15 protein-coding genes are annotated in these 18,299 nt (G+C 73.3%); 9 read left to right on the top strand and 6 right to left on the bottom strand.

Annotated elements, in window-relative coordinates:
- Positions 1 to 48: 48 nt before the first annotated feature.
- The 5 genes from ACGFIR_RS11940 to serA all read left to right on the top strand — a co-directional run bounded on the left by ACGFIR_RS11940 (position 49) and on the right by serA (position 8,101).
- Positions 49 to 2,379 carry a putative bifunctional diguanylate cyclase/phosphodiesterase gene (locus tag ACGFIR_RS11940; protein WP_393144594.1) on the top strand — a complete coding sequence of 777 codons (2,331 nt, stop codon included), beginning with the start codon at positions 49 to 51 and terminating at the stop codon, positions 2,377 to 2,379.
- 267 nt (positions 2,380 to 2,646) lie between these two features.
- Complete coding sequence (locus tag ACGFIR_RS11935; protein ID WP_393004540.1) at positions 2,647 to 4,533, top strand: acetolactate synthase large subunit; 1,887 nt, start codon at positions 2,647 to 2,649, stop codon at positions 4,531 to 4,533.
- Positions 4,533 to 5,048: an acetolactate synthase small subunit gene (gene ilvN, locus ACGFIR_RS11930; protein WP_393004538.1), complete on the top strand. Its 516-nt coding sequence runs from the start codon at positions 4,533 to 4,535 to the stop codon at positions 5,046 to 5,048. The genes ACGFIR_RS11935 and ilvN overlap by 1 nt, the downstream gene beginning before the upstream one ends.
- Positions 5,049 to 5,175: 127 nt before the next feature.
- A complete protein-coding gene (gene ilvC, locus ACGFIR_RS11925; RefSeq protein WP_393144592.1) occupies positions 5,176 to 6,189 on the top strand; it encodes a ketol-acid reductoisomerase in 1,014 nt (337 codons plus the stop codon).
- A 313-nt stretch (positions 6,190 to 6,502) separates the two neighbouring features.
- Positions 6,503 to 8,101: a phosphoglycerate dehydrogenase gene (serA, locus tag ACGFIR_RS11920; protein WP_393004534.1), complete on the top strand. Its 1,599-nt coding sequence runs from the start codon at positions 6,503 to 6,505 to the stop codon at positions 8,099 to 8,101.
- Positions 8,102 to 8,165: 64 nt separating this feature from the next.
- Here the strand turns inward: serA and ACGFIR_RS11915 are convergent, their stop codons facing one another.
- Positions 8,166 to 8,522, bottom strand: a complete 357-nt coding sequence (locus ACGFIR_RS11915; protein ID WP_393004532.1) for a hypothetical protein — start codon at positions 8,520 to 8,522, stop codon at positions 8,166 to 8,168.
- Positions 8,523 to 8,951: 429 nt separating this feature from the next.
- Positions 8,952 to 9,797, bottom strand: a complete 846-nt coding sequence (locus ACGFIR_RS11910; RefSeq protein WP_393004530.1) for an FAD:protein FMN transferase — start codon at positions 9,795 to 9,797, stop codon at positions 8,952 to 8,954.
- A 222-nt stretch (positions 9,798 to 10,019) separates the two neighbouring features.
- On the opposite strand from ACGFIR_RS11910, the gene ACGFIR_RS11905 reads away from it, so the two are divergent.
- Together ACGFIR_RS11905 and ACGFIR_RS11900 are read left to right on the top strand one after the other, a co-directional pair.
- Positions 10,020 to 11,054 carry a 3-isopropylmalate dehydrogenase gene (locus tag ACGFIR_RS11905; protein WP_393144590.1) on the top strand — a complete coding sequence of 345 codons (1,035 nt, stop codon included), beginning with the start codon at positions 10,020 to 10,022 and terminating at the stop codon, positions 11,052 to 11,054.
- Positions 11,055 to 11,239: 185 nt separating this feature from the next.
- Positions 11,240 to 12,337 carry a branched-chain amino acid aminotransferase gene (locus tag ACGFIR_RS11900; RefSeq protein WP_393144588.1) on the top strand — a complete coding sequence of 366 codons (1,098 nt, stop codon included), beginning with the start codon at positions 11,240 to 11,242 and terminating at the stop codon, positions 12,335 to 12,337.
- Between the two features lie 121 nt (positions 12,338 to 12,458).
- On the opposite strand, the gene ACGFIR_RS11895 is transcribed toward ACGFIR_RS11900, so the two are convergent.
- The 3 genes from ACGFIR_RS11895 to ACGFIR_RS11885 all read right to left on the bottom strand — a co-directional run bounded on the left by ACGFIR_RS11895 (position 12,459) and on the right by ACGFIR_RS11885 (position 14,265).
- On the bottom strand, positions 12,459 to 12,917 hold the full coding sequence (locus tag ACGFIR_RS11895; RefSeq protein ID WP_393004524.1) for a PRC-barrel domain-containing protein: 459 nt from the start codon (positions 12,915 to 12,917) through the stop codon (positions 12,459 to 12,461).
- Between the two features lie 254 nt (positions 12,918 to 13,171).
- Complete coding sequence (locus ACGFIR_RS11890) at positions 13,172 to 13,702, bottom strand: carboxymuconolactone decarboxylase family protein (protein ID WP_393004522.1); 531 nt, start codon at positions 13,700 to 13,702, stop codon at positions 13,172 to 13,174.
- 2 nt (positions 13,703 to 13,704) lie between these two features.
- Positions 13,705 to 14,265: a peroxiredoxin gene (locus ACGFIR_RS11885; protein WP_393004520.1), complete on the bottom strand. Its 561-nt coding sequence runs from the start codon at positions 14,263 to 14,265 to the stop codon at positions 13,705 to 13,707.
- 340 nt (positions 14,266 to 14,605) lie between these two features.
- Between ACGFIR_RS11885 and cimA the strand changes: the two genes are divergently transcribed.
- Positions 14,606 to 16,186 (top strand): citramalate synthase, encoded by a 1,581-nt coding sequence (cimA, locus tag ACGFIR_RS11880; RefSeq protein ID WP_393004518.1) that lies wholly within the window; start codon positions 14,606 to 14,608, stop codon positions 16,184 to 16,186.
- 4 nt (positions 16,187 to 16,190) lie between these two features.
- Here the strand turns inward: cimA and ACGFIR_RS11875 are convergent, their stop codons facing one another.
- Positions 16,191 to 17,135 (bottom strand): endonuclease/exonuclease/phosphatase family protein, encoded by a 945-nt coding sequence (locus ACGFIR_RS11875; protein WP_393004732.1) that lies wholly within the window; start codon positions 17,133 to 17,135, stop codon positions 16,191 to 16,193.
- Positions 17,136 to 17,581: 446 nt separating this feature from the next.
- On the opposite strand from ACGFIR_RS11875, the gene ACGFIR_RS11870 reads away from it, so the two are divergent.
- The gene (locus ACGFIR_RS11870) at positions 17,582 to 18,109 is read left to right on the top strand and encodes a hypothetical protein (protein WP_393004516.1); all 528 of its coding nucleotides are present in this window, start codon (positions 17,582 to 17,584) and stop codon (positions 18,107 to 18,109) included.
- Positions 18,110 to 18,299 lie beyond the last annotated feature (190 nt).

The following is an 18,299-nucleotide window of genomic DNA, read 5'->3' as shown; positions in this document are numbered from 1 at the left end:
TGCACACCCGGGGCTCCGCGCGAGAGCGGTATCCGGCACAGTTGGGGCGTGCAGTTCCCCCCGGGCATGGTCGCGGTCGCGGTGCTGTGCGGGCTGGTCGCCGCGGCGGCCACCATACTGTCGTTCGCCGGCGTCCGGCGCGCCGGGCCCCATCGGCAGGCGTACGCGCTGCTCGCCGCCGCGTCCGGGGTGGCGCTGGTCACCCTGTTGCTCGGGGTGGCCGTGGCGCTCTCCACCGCCGGGCACGCGGAGCACGTCCCGCAACGGCGCACCGGCTGGGCCGGCATCGTGTCGATCGGCACGGCGGCCAGCGGGCTGCTCTTCTGCGCCGGGCTGCTCCGGCTGCCCGGTGTGGCGACCACGGCGGCGGCCACGGCCCGGCTGGCGCTCGACGGCCTGGTGATGGCGTCGGCGTTCTGGTTCGTCGGCTGGGTGCTCTTCTCCGAGCCCACCCGGTTGCTCGGTGCGGCCACGCCGATGGCCTGCGTGCCGATCCTGCTCGCCACGGTCAGCGCGGCCCTGATCGCCGGGCTCGCCCTCATCGTGGCCTTCCGCGCCCCGCCGCCGCGCGGTCGTGCCGTCTGGCTCGGCGCCGGGGCCACCGCCGTGACCTGTGGCGGGCTCGGCCTCGCCACCGGCCTCTGCCAGGCGGGGCCGGGCGTGGCGCTGGTCGGGGCGGTGGTGCTGGCCAGCGGCCTGGCCGCCGCCGCGTGGGCCGGCCGCCGGATGGACACGCCGGCCCAGCCGGCCCTCGACCTGATCCGCCGCGACGGCGCGTACGCGTTCGTCCCGATGTTCGCCATGGCCGCCTCGGCGATGTACCACCTGCTCCAGGACGGCCGGTTCGACGCGCTCGGCATCGTCGCCGGCAGCACGGAGGGCTTCGCCCTGGTCACCCGGCAGTACCTGACGCTGCGCGACGTCCGGGGCTACGCCCAGCGGCTGGCCGAGCGCGAGGCGCACTTCCGTGAGCTGGCACACACCGACCAGCTGACGGGGCTGGCCAACCGGCGGGGGTTGTTGCAGGCGCTGCACCGCTGCGCAGGGGCCGGCGCCCCCTGCGTGCTGCTCGGGCTCGACCTCGACGGCTTCAAGCACGTCAACGACATGCGGGGCCACGACGTGGGCGATGCGGTGCTGGCCGAGGTGGGCGAGCGGCTGCGCACCCACCTGCGCCCCGGTGACGTGGCGGCCCGGCTGGGCGGCGACGAGTTCGCGGTGCTGATGCACGGCCAGCCCGCCGACGCGGACCGGGTCGCCGAGCGCCTGCTCGGAGTGCTCGGTGGCGCCTACGACCAGCCGGCGGGGCCGGTCTTCCTGTCGGTGAGCATCGGGGTGGCCGGCTGGGCCGGGGAGCCCGACGTGGAGCTGCTGCTGCGCCACGCCGACCTGGCGCTGCGCTACGCCAAGCAACGCGGCAAGAACCGGATCGAGCGCTACGACGCCGCGTACGACCAGCTGCTGCGCCGGCGTACCACGGTGGAGCACGAGCTGCGCGGCGCCATCGAGCGGGACGAGCTGCGCCTGGTGTTCCAGCCGGTGGCCTCGCTGCCCTCGGTGCGTCCGGTCGGCGCGGAGGCGCTGCTGCGCTGGCGTCATCCGGTGCTGGGCAACGTCGGCCCGGACGAGTTCATCCCGCTGGCCGAGGAGTGCGGGATGATCGCCAAGCTGGGTGCCTGGGTGCTGCACCAGGCGTGCCACCAGCTCTCCCGCTGGCTGGCCGAGGGGCACGACGTCTGGGTCTCGGTCAACGTGTCCCCCCGTGAGCTGCACGCCCCGGAGTACGTGGTCCAGGTCGCCGAGGCGCTGCGCGCCCACCACGTGCCGCCGCAGCGGCTGGTGCTGGAGGTCACCGAGCACGCCGTCGCGACGGACCTCGACGAGCTGATCCGGCGGCTGACGGCGCTGCGGCTGACCGGCGTACGGATCGCGTTGGACGACTTCGGCGCCGGCTACTCCTCGCTGGGGCAGCTCCGTCGCCTGCCGATCGACATCCTCAAGATCGACCACGGGCTGGTCGCGGAGCACGAGCCGGTGCGGCCGGTGGGCCGGGACGGCCCGGCGTTCGCGCCGATGGTCGACATCGTGATGCGGCTCGGCCACCAGCTCGGCCTGGAGGTCATCGCCGAGGGGGTGACCACGCCGACGGAACTGGCCGCCGTGGTCGCCGCCGGCTGCCGCTTCGGCCAGGGGGCGCTCTTCGGCTGGGGCGTGCCGGCCGAGCACCTGGAGGCGATGCTGGAGGCGGCCACGTCCCCCGGCGCCCGCCCCGCACCGGCCCCGGGCGGTCCGCCCGCGCCGCCGCCCCGCCGGCTGCCGACGTTATCCGCCCCGCGCCCCGCCGAGCAGGAGTCCGCGCAGGTGGAACGGGGTTTCTAGCGCCCGTTCGGGTGAAATACCCCCACCCGTTAACCAACATGTGGGATCAGTTGACTCATCGCGTGAGATGCGTCAGGCTTTACCGCATGTCGTCTTACCGGTCGCTGCGAGTACTTACCTGAGCGCACTCTCCCTGTCGAGAGTGCGCCGGCCCCGTGCATCCTGCACGAGGGCTTTTTTGTTGCCGTCGGACCAATCGACGTCGGGCAACGCCCGCGTCGCCCGCTCGATCAGCCTCACCCACTCCAGCCGAAGGCCTGAACCGCCATGACGAGACCCACGCCAGAGACACTCGCCCACTCCGCCCGGCGGGCCCGCCCGGTCGCCGAGCCCGCGAGCGACGCCGAGCACGCCGGCACCGCCCGCGCCGCGGCCACCCAGGCCGTCCCGGGGGTACACGCCCCCGCCCCGGCCCAGGTCAGCGGTGCCGGCTCCCTCGTGCGCTCCCTCGAGGCGCTCGGCGTCGACGTCGTCTTCGGCATCCCGGGCGGCGCCATCCTGCCGGCGTACGACCCGCTCTACGACTCCACCGTCCGGCACATCCTGGTCCGCCACGAGCAGGGCGCCGGGCACGCGGCGACGGGCTACGCCCAGGCGACCGGCCGGGTGGGGGTCTGCATGGCCACCTCCGGTCCCGGCGCGACGAACCTGGTCACCCCGATCGCCGACGCGTACATGGACTCGGTGCCGATCGTGGCGATCACCGGTCAGGTCGCGCGGCCCTCGATCGGCACGGACGCCTTCCAGGAGGCGGACATCCAGGGCATCACCCTGCCGATCACCAAGCACAACTTCCTGGTGCAGGAGGCCGGGGAGATCCCCCGGGTGCTGGCCGAGGCGTTCCACCTGGCCGCCACCGGCCGGCCCGGCCCGGTCCTGGTCGACATCCCCAAGGACGTCCTCCAGGCGGAGACCACCTTCACCTGGCCGCCGACGCTGGACCTGCCGGGCTACCGCCCGACCCTGCACCCGCACGGCAAGCAGATCCGGGAGGCGGCCCGGCTGATGTCCGGCGCGCGGCGTCCGGTGCTCTACGTCGGCGGCGGCGTGCTGAAGGCCGGTGCCACGGAGGGGCTGCGCCGGCTGGCCGAGCTGACCGGGATCCCGGTGGTCACGACGCTGATGGCGCTCGGCGCGTTCCCCGACTCGCACCCGCAGCACCTGGGCATGCCCGGCATGCACGGCACGGTCTCGGCGGTCTACGGCCTGCAGAAGGCCGACCTGATCGTGGCCCTGGGCGCCCGCTTCGACGACCGGGTGACCGGCAAGCTGGACTCGTTCGCCCCCGACGCGGCGGTGGTGCACGCTGACATCGACCCGGCCGAGATCGGCAAGAACCGGCACGCGGACGTCCCGATCGTCGGCGACGCCCGGCACGTCATCGAGGAGCTGATCGCCGCGGTCGGCAACGAGCAGGCGGCCGGCCGGCGCGCCGACCTCGCCGACTGGTGGACCCAGCTCGACGACCTGCGCAAGCGGTACCCGCTGGGCTACGACGACCCGGTCGACGGCACCCTCTCCCCGCAGTACGTGATCAAGCGGCTCGGCGAGCTGGTCGGCTCGGACGCGATCTACGTGGCGGGCGTCGGCCAGCACCAGATGTGGGCCTCGCAGTTCATCTCCTACGAGAAGCCGTACACCTGGCTGAACTCCGGCGGCCTCGGCACCATGGGCTACGCGGTGCCGGCGGCGATGGGCGCCAAGGTCGGCAAGCCGGACACGGTGGTGTGGGCGGTCGACGGCGACGGCTGCTTCCAGATGACCAACCAGGAGCTGGCCACCTGCGCGCTGGAGGGCATCCCGGTCAAGATCGCCCTGATCAACAACGGCAACCTCGGCATGGTGCGGCAGTGGCAGACCCTGTTCTACGGGGAGCGCTACTCCAACACCGACCTCGGTACCCACAAGCACCGCATCCCCGACTTCGTGAAGCTCGCCGAGGCGCTCGGCTGCGTGGGGCTGCGCTGCGAGAACGCCGAGGACGTCGACAAGACCATCGCCGCCGCGATGGCCATCGACGACGCCCCCGTGGTCATCGACTTCGTGGTCGGCAAGGACGCCATGGTGTGGCCGATGGTCGCCGCCGGCACCAGCAACGACGAGATCATGTTCGCCCGGGGCGTCCGCCCGGCCTTCGACGAGGATGACATCTGATGACCATGCACACCCTCAGCGTCCTGGTGGAGAACAAGCCGGGCGTCCTGGCCCGGGTCTCCGGCCTGTTCTCCCGGCGCGGCTTCAACATCGACAGCCTCGCCGTCGGCGAGACCGAGAACCCGGACGTGTCGCGGATCACCATCGTGGTCAACGCCGAGTCGTCCCCGCTTGAGCAGGTCACCAAGCAGCTCAACAAGCTGGTCAACGTGCTCAAGATCGTCGAGCTGGACCCGCAGGTCTCGGTCGCCCGGGAACTGCTGCTGGTCAAGGTGCGCGCCGACCGCGCGGCCCGGGCCCAGGTGCTGGAGACGGTCAACCTGTTCCGGGCCCGGGTGGTCGACGTGGCTCCGGACACGCTGACCGTCGAGGCCACCGGAACCCCGGACAAGCTCGACGCGCTGCTGCGCGACCTCGAACCGTTCGGGATCAAGGAGATGGTCCAGTCGGGGCTGGTGGCGATCGGGCGCGGCTCGCGCTCCATCACCGCCGGGCCCTCGCTGCGGGCCGCCTGACACCGACCCGGCCGGCATCCGCGCCGGCCGGGACCCACCCGACCCGGCCGGTGCCGTGCGCCGCCCGGGACCGACACCGCACGGAATCCACGACGGGCCGCCCGGGCCGCCGTACGAAAGGGAAATCATGAGCGTTGAGGTGTACTACGACGACGATGCCGACCTGGGCCTGATCCAGGGCCGCAAGGTCGCGGTGATCGGGTACGGCAGCCAGGGCCACGCCCACGCGCTGTCGCTGCGCGACTCCGGAGTCGACGTGGTGGTCGGTCTGCCGGAGGGCTCCAAGAGCCGGGCCAAGGCCGAGGAGCAGGGCCTGCGGGTGCTCACGCCGGCCGAGGCGTCGGCCGAGGCCGACGTCATCATGATCCTCGCGCCGGACACCGCCCAGCGCCGCATCTACGCCGAGTCGATCGCGCCGAACCTGGCCCCCGGCAAGGCGCTCTTCTTCGGCCACGGCTTCAACATCCGCTACGGTCTGATCAAGCCGCCGGCCGAGGTCGACGTGGCGATGGTCGCGCCGAAGGGGCCGGGCCACCTGGTCCGCCGCCAGTACGCCGACGGCAAGGGCGTGCCCTGCCTGGTGGCCGTCGAACAGGACGCCAGCGGCAACGCCCTCGCCCTGGCCCTGTCGTACGCCAAGGGCATCGGCGGCACCCGGGCCGGCGCCATCAGGACCACCTTCACCGAGGAGACCGAGACCGACCTCTTCGGCGAGCAGGCGGTGCTCTGCGGCGGCGCGGCGGCGCTCGTGCAGACCGGCTTCGAGGTGCTCACCGAGGCGGGCTACGCCCCCGAGGTGGCCTACTTCGAGTGCCTGCACGAGCTGAAGCTGATCGTCGACCTCATGTACGAGGGCGGCATCGCGAAGATGCGCTACAGCATCTCCGACACCGCCGAGTACGGCGACCTCTCCCGTGGCCCGCGCGTCATCGACGCCCGGGTCAAGGAGGAGATGCGCAAGATCCTCAGCGAGGTCCAGTCCGGCGAGTTCGCCCGGGAGTGGGTGGCCGAGGACGAGGCCGGCCGGCCCAACTTCAGCAGGTGGCAGGCCGAGGGCGCGGAGCACCCGATCGAGGAGACCGGTCGCAAGCTGCGCGGCATGATGAGCTGGGTCGACCGGCCGATCACCGAGACCGCCTGACGCGACACCCCGGCGGCCCGGCCCCGGCGCTCTCCCCGGCGCCCGGACCGGGCCGCCCCCTGTCCGCACCAGCGCCCGCCGCGTCGGCCCAGCCCAGGTGGCCCGGGCGCTCCGTCTCGTGCCGTTCACTTGCGGGTCGTCACCCGTTGTGAGGGCACTCACCCCGCAGTCCGGGACCTGCCGGCCTACCCGCCCCCTACGATCGCGGGTAGGTGCGTAGCCGGCACCTGACGGCCATGGCCCGGATCAGCGCAGGGCGCAGCGCGGCGTCCCGCAGCCCGGCCCACCGCTTTCGACGACAACCCGAGGACCAATGACTCCTGTCGTACTGATCGCCGAAGAACTCGCCCCCGCCGCCATCGAGGTGCTCGCCCACGACTTCGACGTCCGCCACGTCGACGGCACCGACCGACCGGCCCTGCTCTCGGCGCTCTCCGAGGCCGACGCCGTCATCGTGCGCAGCGCCACCCAGATCGACGCCGAGGCGATCGCCGCCGCGCCGCGGCTGAAGGTCGTCGCCCGGGCGGGCGTGGGTCTGGACAACGTCGAGGTGCCGGCGGCCACGGCGCGTGGCGTCATGGTCGTCAACGCCCCCACCTCGAACATCGTCTCCGCCGCCGAGCAGGCCCTCGCGCTGCTGCTGGCCGTGGCCCGCAACACCGCCAGCGCCAGCGCCGCGCTGAAGGCGGGGGAGTGGAAGCGGTCCAAGTACACCGGCGTCGAGATCCAGGGCAAGACCGTCGGCGTGGTCGGCCTCGGCCGCATCGGCGTGCTCTTCGCCCAGCGGATCGCCGCCTTCGGCACCCGGCTGATCGCGTACGACCCCTACATCCAGCCGGCCCGCGCGGCCCAGCTCGGCGTACGCCTGGTGGGCCTGGAGGAGCTGCTGCGGGAGAGCGACTTCATCTCGATCCACCTGCCGAAGACGCCGGAGACCGTCGGCCTGATCGGTGAGAAGGAGCTGGCCGTCGTCAAGCCGGGCGTCCGGATCGTCAACGCGGCCCGGGGCGGGCTGGTCGACGAGCAGGCCCTGGCCGACGCGATCGCCGAGGGCCGGGTCGCCGGCGCGGGCGTGGACGTCTACGCCAAGGAGCCCTGCACCTCCTCGCCGCTGTTCGCCTTCGACAACGTGGTCGCCACCCCGCACCTGGGCGCCTCCACCGGCGAGGCGCAGGACAAGGCCGGCCTGGCCGTGGCCAGGAGCGTGAAGCTGGCGTTGCAGGGCGAGTTCGTGCCGGACGCCGTGAACGTGCAGGCCGGCGGCGTCGTCGCCGAGGACGTGCGGCCGCTGCTGCCGCTGGCCGAGAAGCTCGGCCGGGCCTTCACCGCCGTCGCGGGCGGGGTCGCCGCCAGCGTCACCGTCGAGGTGCGCGGCGAGATCGTCAACCACGACGTGTCGGTGCTGAAGCTCGCCGCCACCAAGGGGCTGTTCAGCTCGGTGGTCGAGGAGCAGGTCACCTACGTCAACGCCCCGCACCTGGCCGCCGAGCGCGGCGTCGAGGTCACCCTCTTCTCCCAGACCGACACGGTCGAGCACCCGAACCTGGTCACCGTCCGCGGCGCGCTGCCCGACGGCCGTACGGTCAGCGTCTCCGGCACGGTGACCACCGCCGGCGCCCGCGACGTGCTCAAGCTCACCGAGGTCGACGGCTTCGACGTCGAGATCGGCGCGGAGGGCATCCTGGTCTTCCTGCGCTACGTCGACCGCCCCGGCGTGGTCGGCACGGTCGGCACGCTGCTCGGCGAGGCCGGCGTCAACATCGCGGCCATGCAGGTGGCCCGCCGCGAGGCCGGTGGTGAGACCCTGATGACCCTCACCGTCGACCAGGCGCTCGGCGCCGACCTGCTCACCTCGGCGGCGGACTCGATCGGCGCGGTCGCGGCCAGCGCGGCGGACCTGCGCGACGAGTGACCTGAGCGCACGGCAGCGGGGGCCCGGCGGATCCGCCGGGCCCCTCGTCGTACTCGGGCAGTGGTCAGCCGGGCAGCCGCGCCGGGGGCGGATAGACCGAGCCGTCCTGCGCGTCGAAGAGCATCAGGTCGTATGCGCCGGCCAGCCGCTCGATGTCGAGCAGCACCTGGTCCTCGCACGTCGGGTGCAGGTTCAGCTCGACGTGGTCGTGGGCCGCGTGCAGCGGCGCCACCGCCCAGGGGCTCCCCGGGCCGGCCGGCCGGTCCGGGTAGCTGCTGGTGATGGCCCGGTAGAACGCCACCACCCGCGGGTCCGGGTACCGGTCGACGTGCTGCCCCTGCCGGCACCGCAGCACCGCCGCCCGCACGTCCTCGGGTGTCGCCCCGTCCGCCAGGGCCCACACGCTCAGATCGAAACTCACGGCGGACAGCGTGCCATCCGCCGTCCGTCGCGTCGAAATCGCCCCGCTGTCGCGCCCGCAAACTCCAGTAGCGACGGTCCGCTGTGGAGACCCTTGCGTTGAGTTGCGTCGATTCGCTAGCGTATCGGTGCGGTCACTGGCCGAGCTCGCGGCGTGGGCCCGTCTTCGGGTGGCGAGGTCGACGTCCGTCCGGCCGGCCCGCACCCCTCGATTGCGCAAGCCACGCGCACTCGTCGCTGACCGGCCCTCACGGTCGTTGCCGAGACCGTGGGGGCCGATCGCGCCTCCAGCCCGCCCCTGCCTCTGGTGTTCCAGGCCTCCCCACGGTGCGGCCTGCCCTGGAGGTGGCCCGCCCAGCGGCGGGGCGCGGTCGGTGGCGGCCCCCGGTGGCGCGGGGATGGCTCAGCGCCGGTGTTCAGCCAGGGTGGTTCAGCGGCGGGGGGCGAAGAGCGCGCGGTAGTCCGACCCGTTGCGGAACCAGGCCAGCCCGGCCGGCCCGGCGGCGTAGAGCGCGGTGGCGTAGGCGTCGGCGACGGCGAGGTCCGGCCCGACGACCGTCGCAGCGACCAGCTGCTCGGCGGGCTCCCCGGTGTGCGGGTCCACCACGTGTCCCTGCCGCCCGCTCACCCCCGAGGTGCCGACGGCGCCCGCCGTCATCTCCAGCACGAGCGGCGCCCGGTGCTGGTCGGTCGGGTGGTGCACCGCCACCCGCCACGGGCCGCCGTGCGCGGCGTGTCCGCGTACGACCAGGTCGGCGCCGCTGAGCACGGCGTAGTCGTGGACGCCGGCGGCGCGTAGCCGGGCGGCGGCCCGCTCCACCGCCCACCCGATCAGCAGGCCGCCGGGGTCGAAGCCGCCGGGGACCGCCCAGGCGTCGAACCAGCCGTCGGTGGCGGCCCGCATCGCCGCGCAGCGGCCCACCAGGTCGGCCAGCGGCGGGTACGAGTCGGGGCTGATCTCGCCCCGGCGCAGTCGGGATACCAGGCTCTCCGGCCGGGTCGGGCCGTACGTGAGGTCGATGGCCCGTAGCTCCGCCACCGCGTCGCGCAGCGCCTCCCCGACGGCGCGCCGGCCCAGCCACTCGGGGGCGTTGAGCAGCAGCGAGTAGTCCGCCGTCGAGGTCCGTACGGAGTGCTGGACGGCGATCCGGCTCCCGCCCACCGGGCCGGGCCGGTCCACGCGGTGGCTGCGGGCACCCAGCCGCAGGTCCGGCCGGCGCGGCTGGAAGGCCGACTGGTCCACCCAGCGGACCCGTGGCTGCTGGTCGATCCGCATGACGCTGCCCCCTCGCTGACGCCGGCCGCGTCTCCGCGTCCTCCGTCACGGGCCCCCGTCGACCCGCTCGTCATCACGCTAGGCAGCGGAGATGACCCTGCCATGAATGCCACCTGGGAGGATCCTGTGTATCCGAGTTCCCGCATCCTGGAAGGTGCGTACCGGGAGACGGGACGTCGGCGTACGGTCGGACGAAACGGCGAGATGAGGGAGCACAGAGACGTGGCACGGATCGCGGTGGTGGCCGGGGACGGGATCGGACCCGAGGTGGTCGCGCAGGCCCGCAAGGTCATCGACGCTGTGCTGCCGGGGGTGGTGGAGGCCACCGAGTACGACCTCGGCGCCGCCCGCTGGCACCGCACCGGCGAGGTGCTGCCCGACTCGGTGCTGACCGAGCTGGCCGGGCACGACGCGATCCTGCTCGGCGCCGTGGGCGACCCGACCGTGCCGCCGGGGGTGCTGGAGCGGGGGCTGCTGCTCAAGCTGCGCTTCGCCTTCGACCAGTACGTCAACCTGCGCCCGTCGCGGCTCTGGCCCGGCGTCAGCGGGCCGCTGGCGACCGTCAAGCCCGGCGAGGTCGACCTGGTGGTGGTCCGCGAGGGCACCGAGGGCCTCTACGCCGGCGCCGGTGGCACGCTGCACCGGGACACCCCGGCTGAGGTCGCGACCGAGGAGAGCCTGAACACGCGGCACGGCGTGGAGCGGGTCATCCGCGACGCCTTCGCCCGCGCCGCGCGCCGGGAGCGGCGCAAGGTCACCCTCGTGCACAAGACCAACGTGCTCACCCACGCCGGCTCGTTGTGGGCGCGCGCCTTCGAGGCCGTGGCCGCCGAGCACCCCGACGTGGCCACGGAGTACCAGCACGTCGACGCCGCCGCGATGTTCCTGGTCACCCAGCCCCAGCGCTACGACGTCGTGGTCACCGACAACCTGTTCGGCGACATCCTCACCGACATCGCCGCAGCCGTCACCGGCGGGATCGGGCTGGCGGCCAGCGGCTGCATCAACCCCGAGGGCACGTACCCCTCGATGTTCGAGCCGGTACACGGCTCGGCGCCGGACATCGCCGGGCGCGGCGTGGCCGACCCGGTGGCGGCCGTACTCTCGGCGGCCCTGCTGCTCGACCAGCTCGGGCACGCCGACGCCGCCGAGCGGGTCACCGCGGCGGTGGGCGCCGAGCTGGCCGGCCGCACCCCGGGCGCCCCACTGCGCACCGAGGAGGTCGGCGACCGGCTGGCCGGGTACGCCACCGCCTGAGCCGCCGCCCCACCCGAGGGTCCGAACCGCCGCCCGGCCGCATCCGGCCCGGCGGCGGTCACTGTCCGCAGCCGCCGGTACGCCCTGGGCGTGCTACCCGCTGAACGACCGTTCGGGGTAAGTTTCTCGCACCAGTTTCTCGGCAGGCGGATCCGTGTGCCGTAATTCCCAGGGAGGTCAGCGCGATGAGCGGTGGTGACAAGCTCGAGTTCGAGACCCGTCCGAATCCCGCGCCGGTATCCGTCGCGGACCGGGCCGCGCTGCTGGCCAACCCGGGTTTCGGCCGGGTATTCAGCGACCACATGATCACGATCCGTCACGCCGAGGGCAAGGGCTGGTACGACGCCCGGGTCGAGGCGCGGGCGCCGATCCCCATGGACCCGGCCGCCGCGGTGCTGCACTACGCGCAGGAGATCTTCGAAGGGCTGAAGGCCTACCGGACGGCCGACGGCGGGGTCACCATGTTCCGCCCGGAAGCCAACGCCGCCCGGTTCGCCACCTCGGCCCGGCGCATGGCGATGCCGGTGCTGCCCGAGGAGGTGTTCGTCGACTCGCTGCGCCGGCTCGTGGAGATCGACCGGGACTGGATCCCCGAGGGCGAGGACGGCAGCCTCTACCTGCGGCCGTTCATGTTCGCCAGTGAGGTGTTCCTCGGCGTCCGGCCGGCCAACGAGTACCTCTACGTGGTGATCGCCTCGCCGGTCGGCGCGTACTTCTCGGGCGGGGTGCAGCCGGTGGCGGTCTGGGTCTCCCCGGACTACACGCGGGCCGCCCCGGGCGGCACCGGCGCGGCGAAGTGCGGCGGCAACTACGCCTCCTCGCTGGTGGCCCAGGCCGAGGCGATCGAGCACGGCTGCGACCAGGTGGTCTTCCTGGACGCGGTCGAGCGCCGCTACGTCGACGAGCTGGGTGGCATGAACGTGTTCTTCGTCTACGACGACGGCACCGTGGTCACCCCGCCGCTGACCGGCACGATCCTGCCCGGCATCACCCGGGAGTCGGTGCTCACGCTGGCCGCCGGGGCCGGGCACCGGGTCGAGGAGCGGCCCGTGAGCTTCGCCGACTGGCAGGCGGACGCCGCGAGCGGCCGGCTCCGCGAGGTGTTCGCCTGCGGCACCGCCGCGGTCATCACCCCGATCGGGCAGGTGCGCTTCCCCGACGGTGAGTTCCTGATCGGCGGCGGCGAGTCCGGCCCGGTCACGACGGCCCTGCGTCAGCAGCTCGTCGACCTCCAGCGGGGCAGGTCCGAGGACCCGTACGGCTGGGTCCGTCGCATCCTCTGAGCGCCCCCGGGCCGCGCACGGTCCGGTGACCACCGGCCACCGGCACGCCCGGCGTGAAGGCCACGCCGACACGGTGACGGCCTCCCGTGCTCCACGGGAGGCCGTCGCGCGCGGGTGGTGGCTAGCGGGCGGTGCCGGGCGGGATGGCCGAGTACGTCTCGTCGTAGTAGCCGCCGAGCCGGTCGCGGTAGGTGGGGTCGGTGTCGGCGGTCTCGTCGTACTCCGGGGCGGCCTTGATCTGGTCCCTGCTCCGGTCGACGTGCACCTTGCGCTCGTCGTGGTCGACGTGGTTGACGGTGCCGGCCGGGATCATCACCTTCCGGCCGAAGATCCACGGCCCGGTGTCCACCACCAGGTAACTGTCGTTGACCTCGTGGCTGGCGCTGTCGATCCGGCCGATGCCGCCGTCGGTGGCCTCGACCTTGTAGCCGACCAGGTCGGCGTCGGCGACCCTCGCGGTGTCCCGGTAGCGCCACGGGTCGAACGTGCCGGCCGGGGCGCCGCCGGCGAACGCACCCTGGCCGCCGTCGCGCAGCGGGTCCGGGCTGCCGTGGGTGCTGTGCGGGTCGAGCCTGTCCATCTGACAACTCCTGCCCCGACTGTCGCCAGTCGTCTCGCCGGTCCGGTGCTCGTCTCTGCACGATGAGCTACCCGGGTGGTCGGCACCGGAAACGACGGCCGCGCGGCCGGTGCGCCGGGGCCGACCGCACCGACGCCGGGGCCGACCCGCACCGACACCCGGGTCCGATGACTCCGCCGCCGGGGCCCCGGCGACTCCGGAGACGACGGTGGGCCGGCACCGCGACCGCGGCACCGGCCCACCGGGCGTACGCGTCAGGCGAGCGCGGCCTGGGCGTCCAGGGTGACCGCGGCGGCGTGCACGACGGCGGCGATGCGCAGTCCCTCGTGCACCTGCTCGCGGCTGAAGCCCGCGTTGCGCAGGGTCTTCTCGTGCGACTCCAGGCACACCCCGCAGCCGGTGATCGCCGAGACCGCCAGGCACCAGAGCTCGAAGTCGGCCTTGTCGACGCCCGGCTTGGCGATGATCTGCATCCGCAGCCGCGCCGGGATCGACTGGTACTGCTCGTCGCCGATCAGGTGCTTGGCCCGGTAGTAGACGTTGTTCATCGCCATGATCGTGGCGGCGCCCTTGGCCGCCTCGACGGCCTCCGGCTTCAGGTGGTCGGCCGCCTCGGCGGCGATCTCCCGCAGCACCACCGGGTTGCGCGCCGCGACGGCGCAGGCCAGGGCGGTGCCCCACGCCTGCTCCGGCTTCAGCGTGCTGGTGGCGATGGTCGAGCCGAGGTTGAGCTTGATGTCCTTGGCGTACTCCGGCAGAGCCGCCTTGATCGCGTCCAGGCCCATGGTCAGGCCCCGGCGCCAGCGAGGAGCTTGGTGGCGTCCAGGGTCTCGCCGCCCTTGTTCCAGTTGCACGGGCAGAGCTCGTCGGTCTGGAGGGCGTCGAGCACCCGCAGCACCTCGGAGACGTTGCGGCCGACCGAGCCGGCGGTCACCATGACGAACTGGATCTCGTTGTTCGGGTCGACGATGAAGGTGGCCCGCTGGGCCACGCCGTCCTCGCCGAGCACGCCGCAGGCGGCGGTCAGCTCGCGCTTGACGTCGCTGAGCATCGGGAACGGCAGCTCGCGCAGGTCCGGGTGGTCCTTGCGCCACGCGTAGTGGACGAACTCGTTGTCCACCGACACGCCGAGGACCTGGGCGTCCCGGTCGGCGAACTCCTCGTTCAGCCGGCCGAACTCCGCGATCTCGGTCGGGCAGACGAAGGTGAAGTCCTTCGGCCAGAAGAAGACGACGCGCCACTTCCCCTCGTGCGACTTGTGGTCGATCGACTCGAACGCCTTCTCGGCGTCCAGCGACACGCAGGCGGTGAGTTCGTACTCGGGGAAGCGGTCACCGACAGTGAGCACAGGTCCTCCTTGACAGCGGCACGAGGCCGGTAACTTGATCGGTTCCAGATTCTTCCGCAGTCCCGTTTCCGCCGGAGGGCGGCCAGGTGACTTGTGAAGTCGATCACCGGCGGTGGTGCGGGCCGCCGCATCGGCCGCCCATGCGGTATCGGAACCCTCCGTCACCGTCCCGCGATGTGGATTGTGTCTCCCAGATCCGCCGCCCCGTGGCAGAGTGGCGATCGTGACCAGCACCCACCTGATTATTCGCACCTAGCGCGCCGGCCTCCCCCTCCGCCGAGCGCGCAGACCTCCCGCATCCGCGGGGGGTCTTTTTGTTGCTCCCCGAAAGGATTCCCTGATGACGTTCCAGGTGTACGACACCACGCTGCGCGACGGCGCCCAGCGTGAGGGGCTCAGCTACTCGGTGGTCGACAAGCTCGCGGTGGCCCGGCTGCTCGACGAGTTCGGGGTCGGCTTCATCGAGGGTGGCTGGCCGGGCGCCGTGCCGAAGGACACCGAGTTCTTCCGCCGGGCGCGTACCGAACTCGACCTGCGGCACGCGTTGCTGGTCGCGTTCGGGGCCACCCGGCGGGCCGGCGTGCCCGTCGGCGAGGACCCGCAGGTGCGCGGCCTGCTGGACGCGCAGACGCCGGCGATCGCCCTGGTCGCCAAGGCGGACCTGCGGCACGTCGAGCGGGCGCTGCGCACCACGGCGGCCGAGAACCTGGCGATGATCCGCGACACCGTGGCGCACCTGGTGGCCGAGGGGCGGCGGGTATTCGTCGACGGCGAGCACTTCTTCGACGGCTACCGGTCCGACCCGGCGTACACGGCCGCCGTCGTGGAGACCGCCCTCGCCGCCGGCGCCGAGCGGGTGGTGCTCTGCGACACCAACGGCGGCATGCTGCCCTCCCAGGTCACCGCCGCCATCGCCGACCTGACCGCGCGGCTGGGCGTCGGCCCGGAGCTGCTCGGCATCCACTGCCAGAACGACACGGCCTGCGCGGTGGCCAACACCGTCGCCGCCGTGGAGGCGGGGGTGCGTCACTTCCAGGGCACCGCCAACGGCTACGGCGAGCGTCCCGGCAACGCCGACATCTTCGCCGTGGTCGCCAACCTCCAGCTCAAGCTCGGGCTGCCCGTCCTACCGGAGGGCTGCCTGGAACAGATGGTGCGGGTCTCCCACGCCATCGCCGAGATCGCCAACATCGCCCCCGACACCCACCAGGCGTACGTCGGGGCCGCGGCCTTCGCCCACAAGGCGGGGCTGCACGCGAGTGCGATCAAGGTGGATCCGCTGCTCTACAACCACGTCGACCCGCAGGTGGTGGGCAACGACATGCGGATCCTCGTCACCGAGATGGCCGGCCGGGCCAGCGTCGAGCTCAAGAGCCGCGAACTCGGCCTGGACCTGGCCGGCCATCCGGAGGCGCTGTCCCGGGTCACCCGGCGGGTCAAGGAGCTGGAGGCCGGCGGGTGGTCGTTCGAGGCGGCGGACGCGTCGTTCGAGCTGCTGGTCCGCTCGGAGCTGGACACCGCCCCGGCCACCCCGTTCACGCTCGAGTCGTACCGGGTGCTGGTCGAGCACCGGGAGGACGGCTCGGTGGTCTCCGAGGCGACCGTCAAGATCCGCGTACGCGGGGAGCGGGTCATCGCCACCGCCGAGGGCAACGGTCCGGTCAACGCCCTGGACGAGGCGCTGCGGGCGGGGCTGACGCGGCACTACCCGCAGCTGCGTGACTTCGAGCTGGCCGACTACAAGGTGCGGATCCTGGAGGGCACCCACGGCACCGGCGCGGTGACCCGGGTGCTGCTGGAGACGGCCGACGGCGGCGGACGCGACTGGACCACCGTCGGCGTGCACCCCAACGTCGTCGAGGCGTCCTGGCACGCCCTCGTCGACGCGCTCACCTACGGCCTGGACCGCGCCCGGGTCTGAGCCGTCACCCGGCCGGCAGGCGCAGTTCGGCCAGCACGGCGCGGTGGTCGCTGCCGGGTACCCGGTGCACGGAGACCGCCCGCACGGCGATCCGCCGGTCGACCAGCACGTGGTCGATGGTCACCGGCGGGATCAGGTCCCCGTCGTACGGGCCCCAGGTGCCGATCAGGCCCGCGCCGGCCTGGTCGGCGGCGTCGACGTAGCCGGTGTCCAAGAGGGCACGCAGCGGGGCGTGGTCGAGGGTGGCGTTGAAGTCTCCGGCGAGGATCCGCAGCGGCCCGTCCGGCGTGGCGGGCGGCTGCGCCGCCAGGTCGGCGTGCCAGTGGCCGACCTGGTCCACGGCGTACGGGGCCGACGGGTGCGCCGACTCGACCCGTACCGCGGGCGCACCGGGCACCGCCACCGTGCCGTGGGACTGGTCGAAGCCCCAGCCGCCGCGGTTGTGCCGGACGCCGTCCGCGCCGATCGGGAACCGCGCGTAGAGCCCGGAGCCCACGGTGCCCGGGGCCGGGTCGAGCCGCCGGTGGGGCAGCAGCCGGTCCAGGCCGAGCCGGTCCAGCTCCGCACCGGCCTCCGGGGTGAACTCCTGCACGGTGAGCACGTCGACGCGGTGCTCCCGGACCAGGTCGACCAACGCCCGCGCGTCGCCGGCCCCGGCGAGCAGGTTGGCGGTCAGCAGCCGCACCGTCGGGCCGGTGACCGGCGGCTGGCCAGACGGCAGTGCCCGGGGCGCCACCACGGCCACCAGGGCCGCCGCGACCAGCGCCGCGACCACCGCGGGCCGGCGGCGCCGCAGGGCGAGCGCGAGCAGCAGCGGCAGCAGGCTCCCGGCGGCGGCGTACGGGGTGAAGGCGAGCAGCTGCACCAGCGGCCCCCGGTCGAGGCCGCCCAGTCGTACCGCCGTCCAGGCGACCCCGGGCGCGACGGCGGCCCAGCAGAGCGCGGTCAGCAGCCCGGTGGCCCGGCGGCCCGTGTCCGGCCGTGCGGCCCCGATGATCACCGTTGGAGGGTAGCGCCCCCGGCCCTCGGCCACGGTCGGCGACAGCGCGCCACCCCGGGGCCCGACCGGCCCCGCGCCGCCATTCGTGAATGGTCGAGCGCTCACTTTTCGCAATTCGTCGACACCGGTTCAGACCATTAACGGGGCGTGATCAACTATTGACGTCGGACTTTTTGCGGTGCTACGTTCCAGTGGGTTGAGAGGCCGGAACTCTGAGTAGTAATCCCAGCTCAGGCCCGGTGGAAAATGTTGAGATGGCAACATCTAGGGTGCGGCCTGAGGTGTGGACTCCAGGCGGTTGCCGCTCATTCTCTCCGCTCAAGAATTGGAAGTCGACCGCCCCCCGATCGGTGGGCAGGTCGAATCCGCACGGTCAACAAGAGGGAGACCCTGTCATGACCACACTCTTCCGACGCAAGGCGGTGACGGTGGCGTTCGCCGCGTTGGCGCTCACCCTGGCCGGGGGCGGGATCGCCGTCGCCCAGCCAGCGGCGCAGGCGCCCGCCGGGAGCGCCCAGTCGGCCGCCCGCCAGCCGGGCTCCGGCAGCCAGCCAGCCGTGACCCCCGCCGAGGCCCGCGCGGCCAAGGCCGCGCTGGCGCAGGGCCCGTCCGCGCAGGCGAGTACGCCGGGCTCCGTCGCCTCCGCCGTCGTCACCAGCGGCGGCATCCTGCTCCGTGGCTCGCCCGAGGTGGTCTCCGCCACCCGGTACGGCCCCGGTCAGTACCAGGTCCTGTTCAACTACGACGTCTCGCTGAAGACGTTCGTGGCGACCATCGGCACCACCGACCCGTACAACGTGCCCCCGGGAGGCGAGGTCTCCGTCGCGCCGCGGCTCCAGACGCCGAACGCGGTCTACGTCCAGACGCGCAACTCGACGGGAGGCGCCGCCGACCGGCCGTTCCACCTGGTCATCGCCAACTGAGCACCTGCTGACGCCGCCGGCCCCCACCACGCGCGGGGGCCGGCGCCGCCGCACCCGCCGCCCGCGCCCTCCCCTCGCGGGTCGAACATGCGGGCGTGGTGGGGTTGTGCCCCGGATCGCGCCCTGTGCGGGGCGCCACAACTGCATGATCGACGCAGGGTCGGGGGCCGGCGGGAGGGTTGTCCCGGTT

The organism is Micromonospora sp. NPDC049051 (genome assembly GCF_043197575.1).
Lineage (GTDB): Bacteria > Actinomycetota > Actinomycetes > Mycobacteriales > Micromonosporaceae > Micromonospora.
The sequence above is the reverse complement of the archived record's forward strand: the minus strand, read 5'-3'. Positions and strand labels throughout refer to the sequence as shown.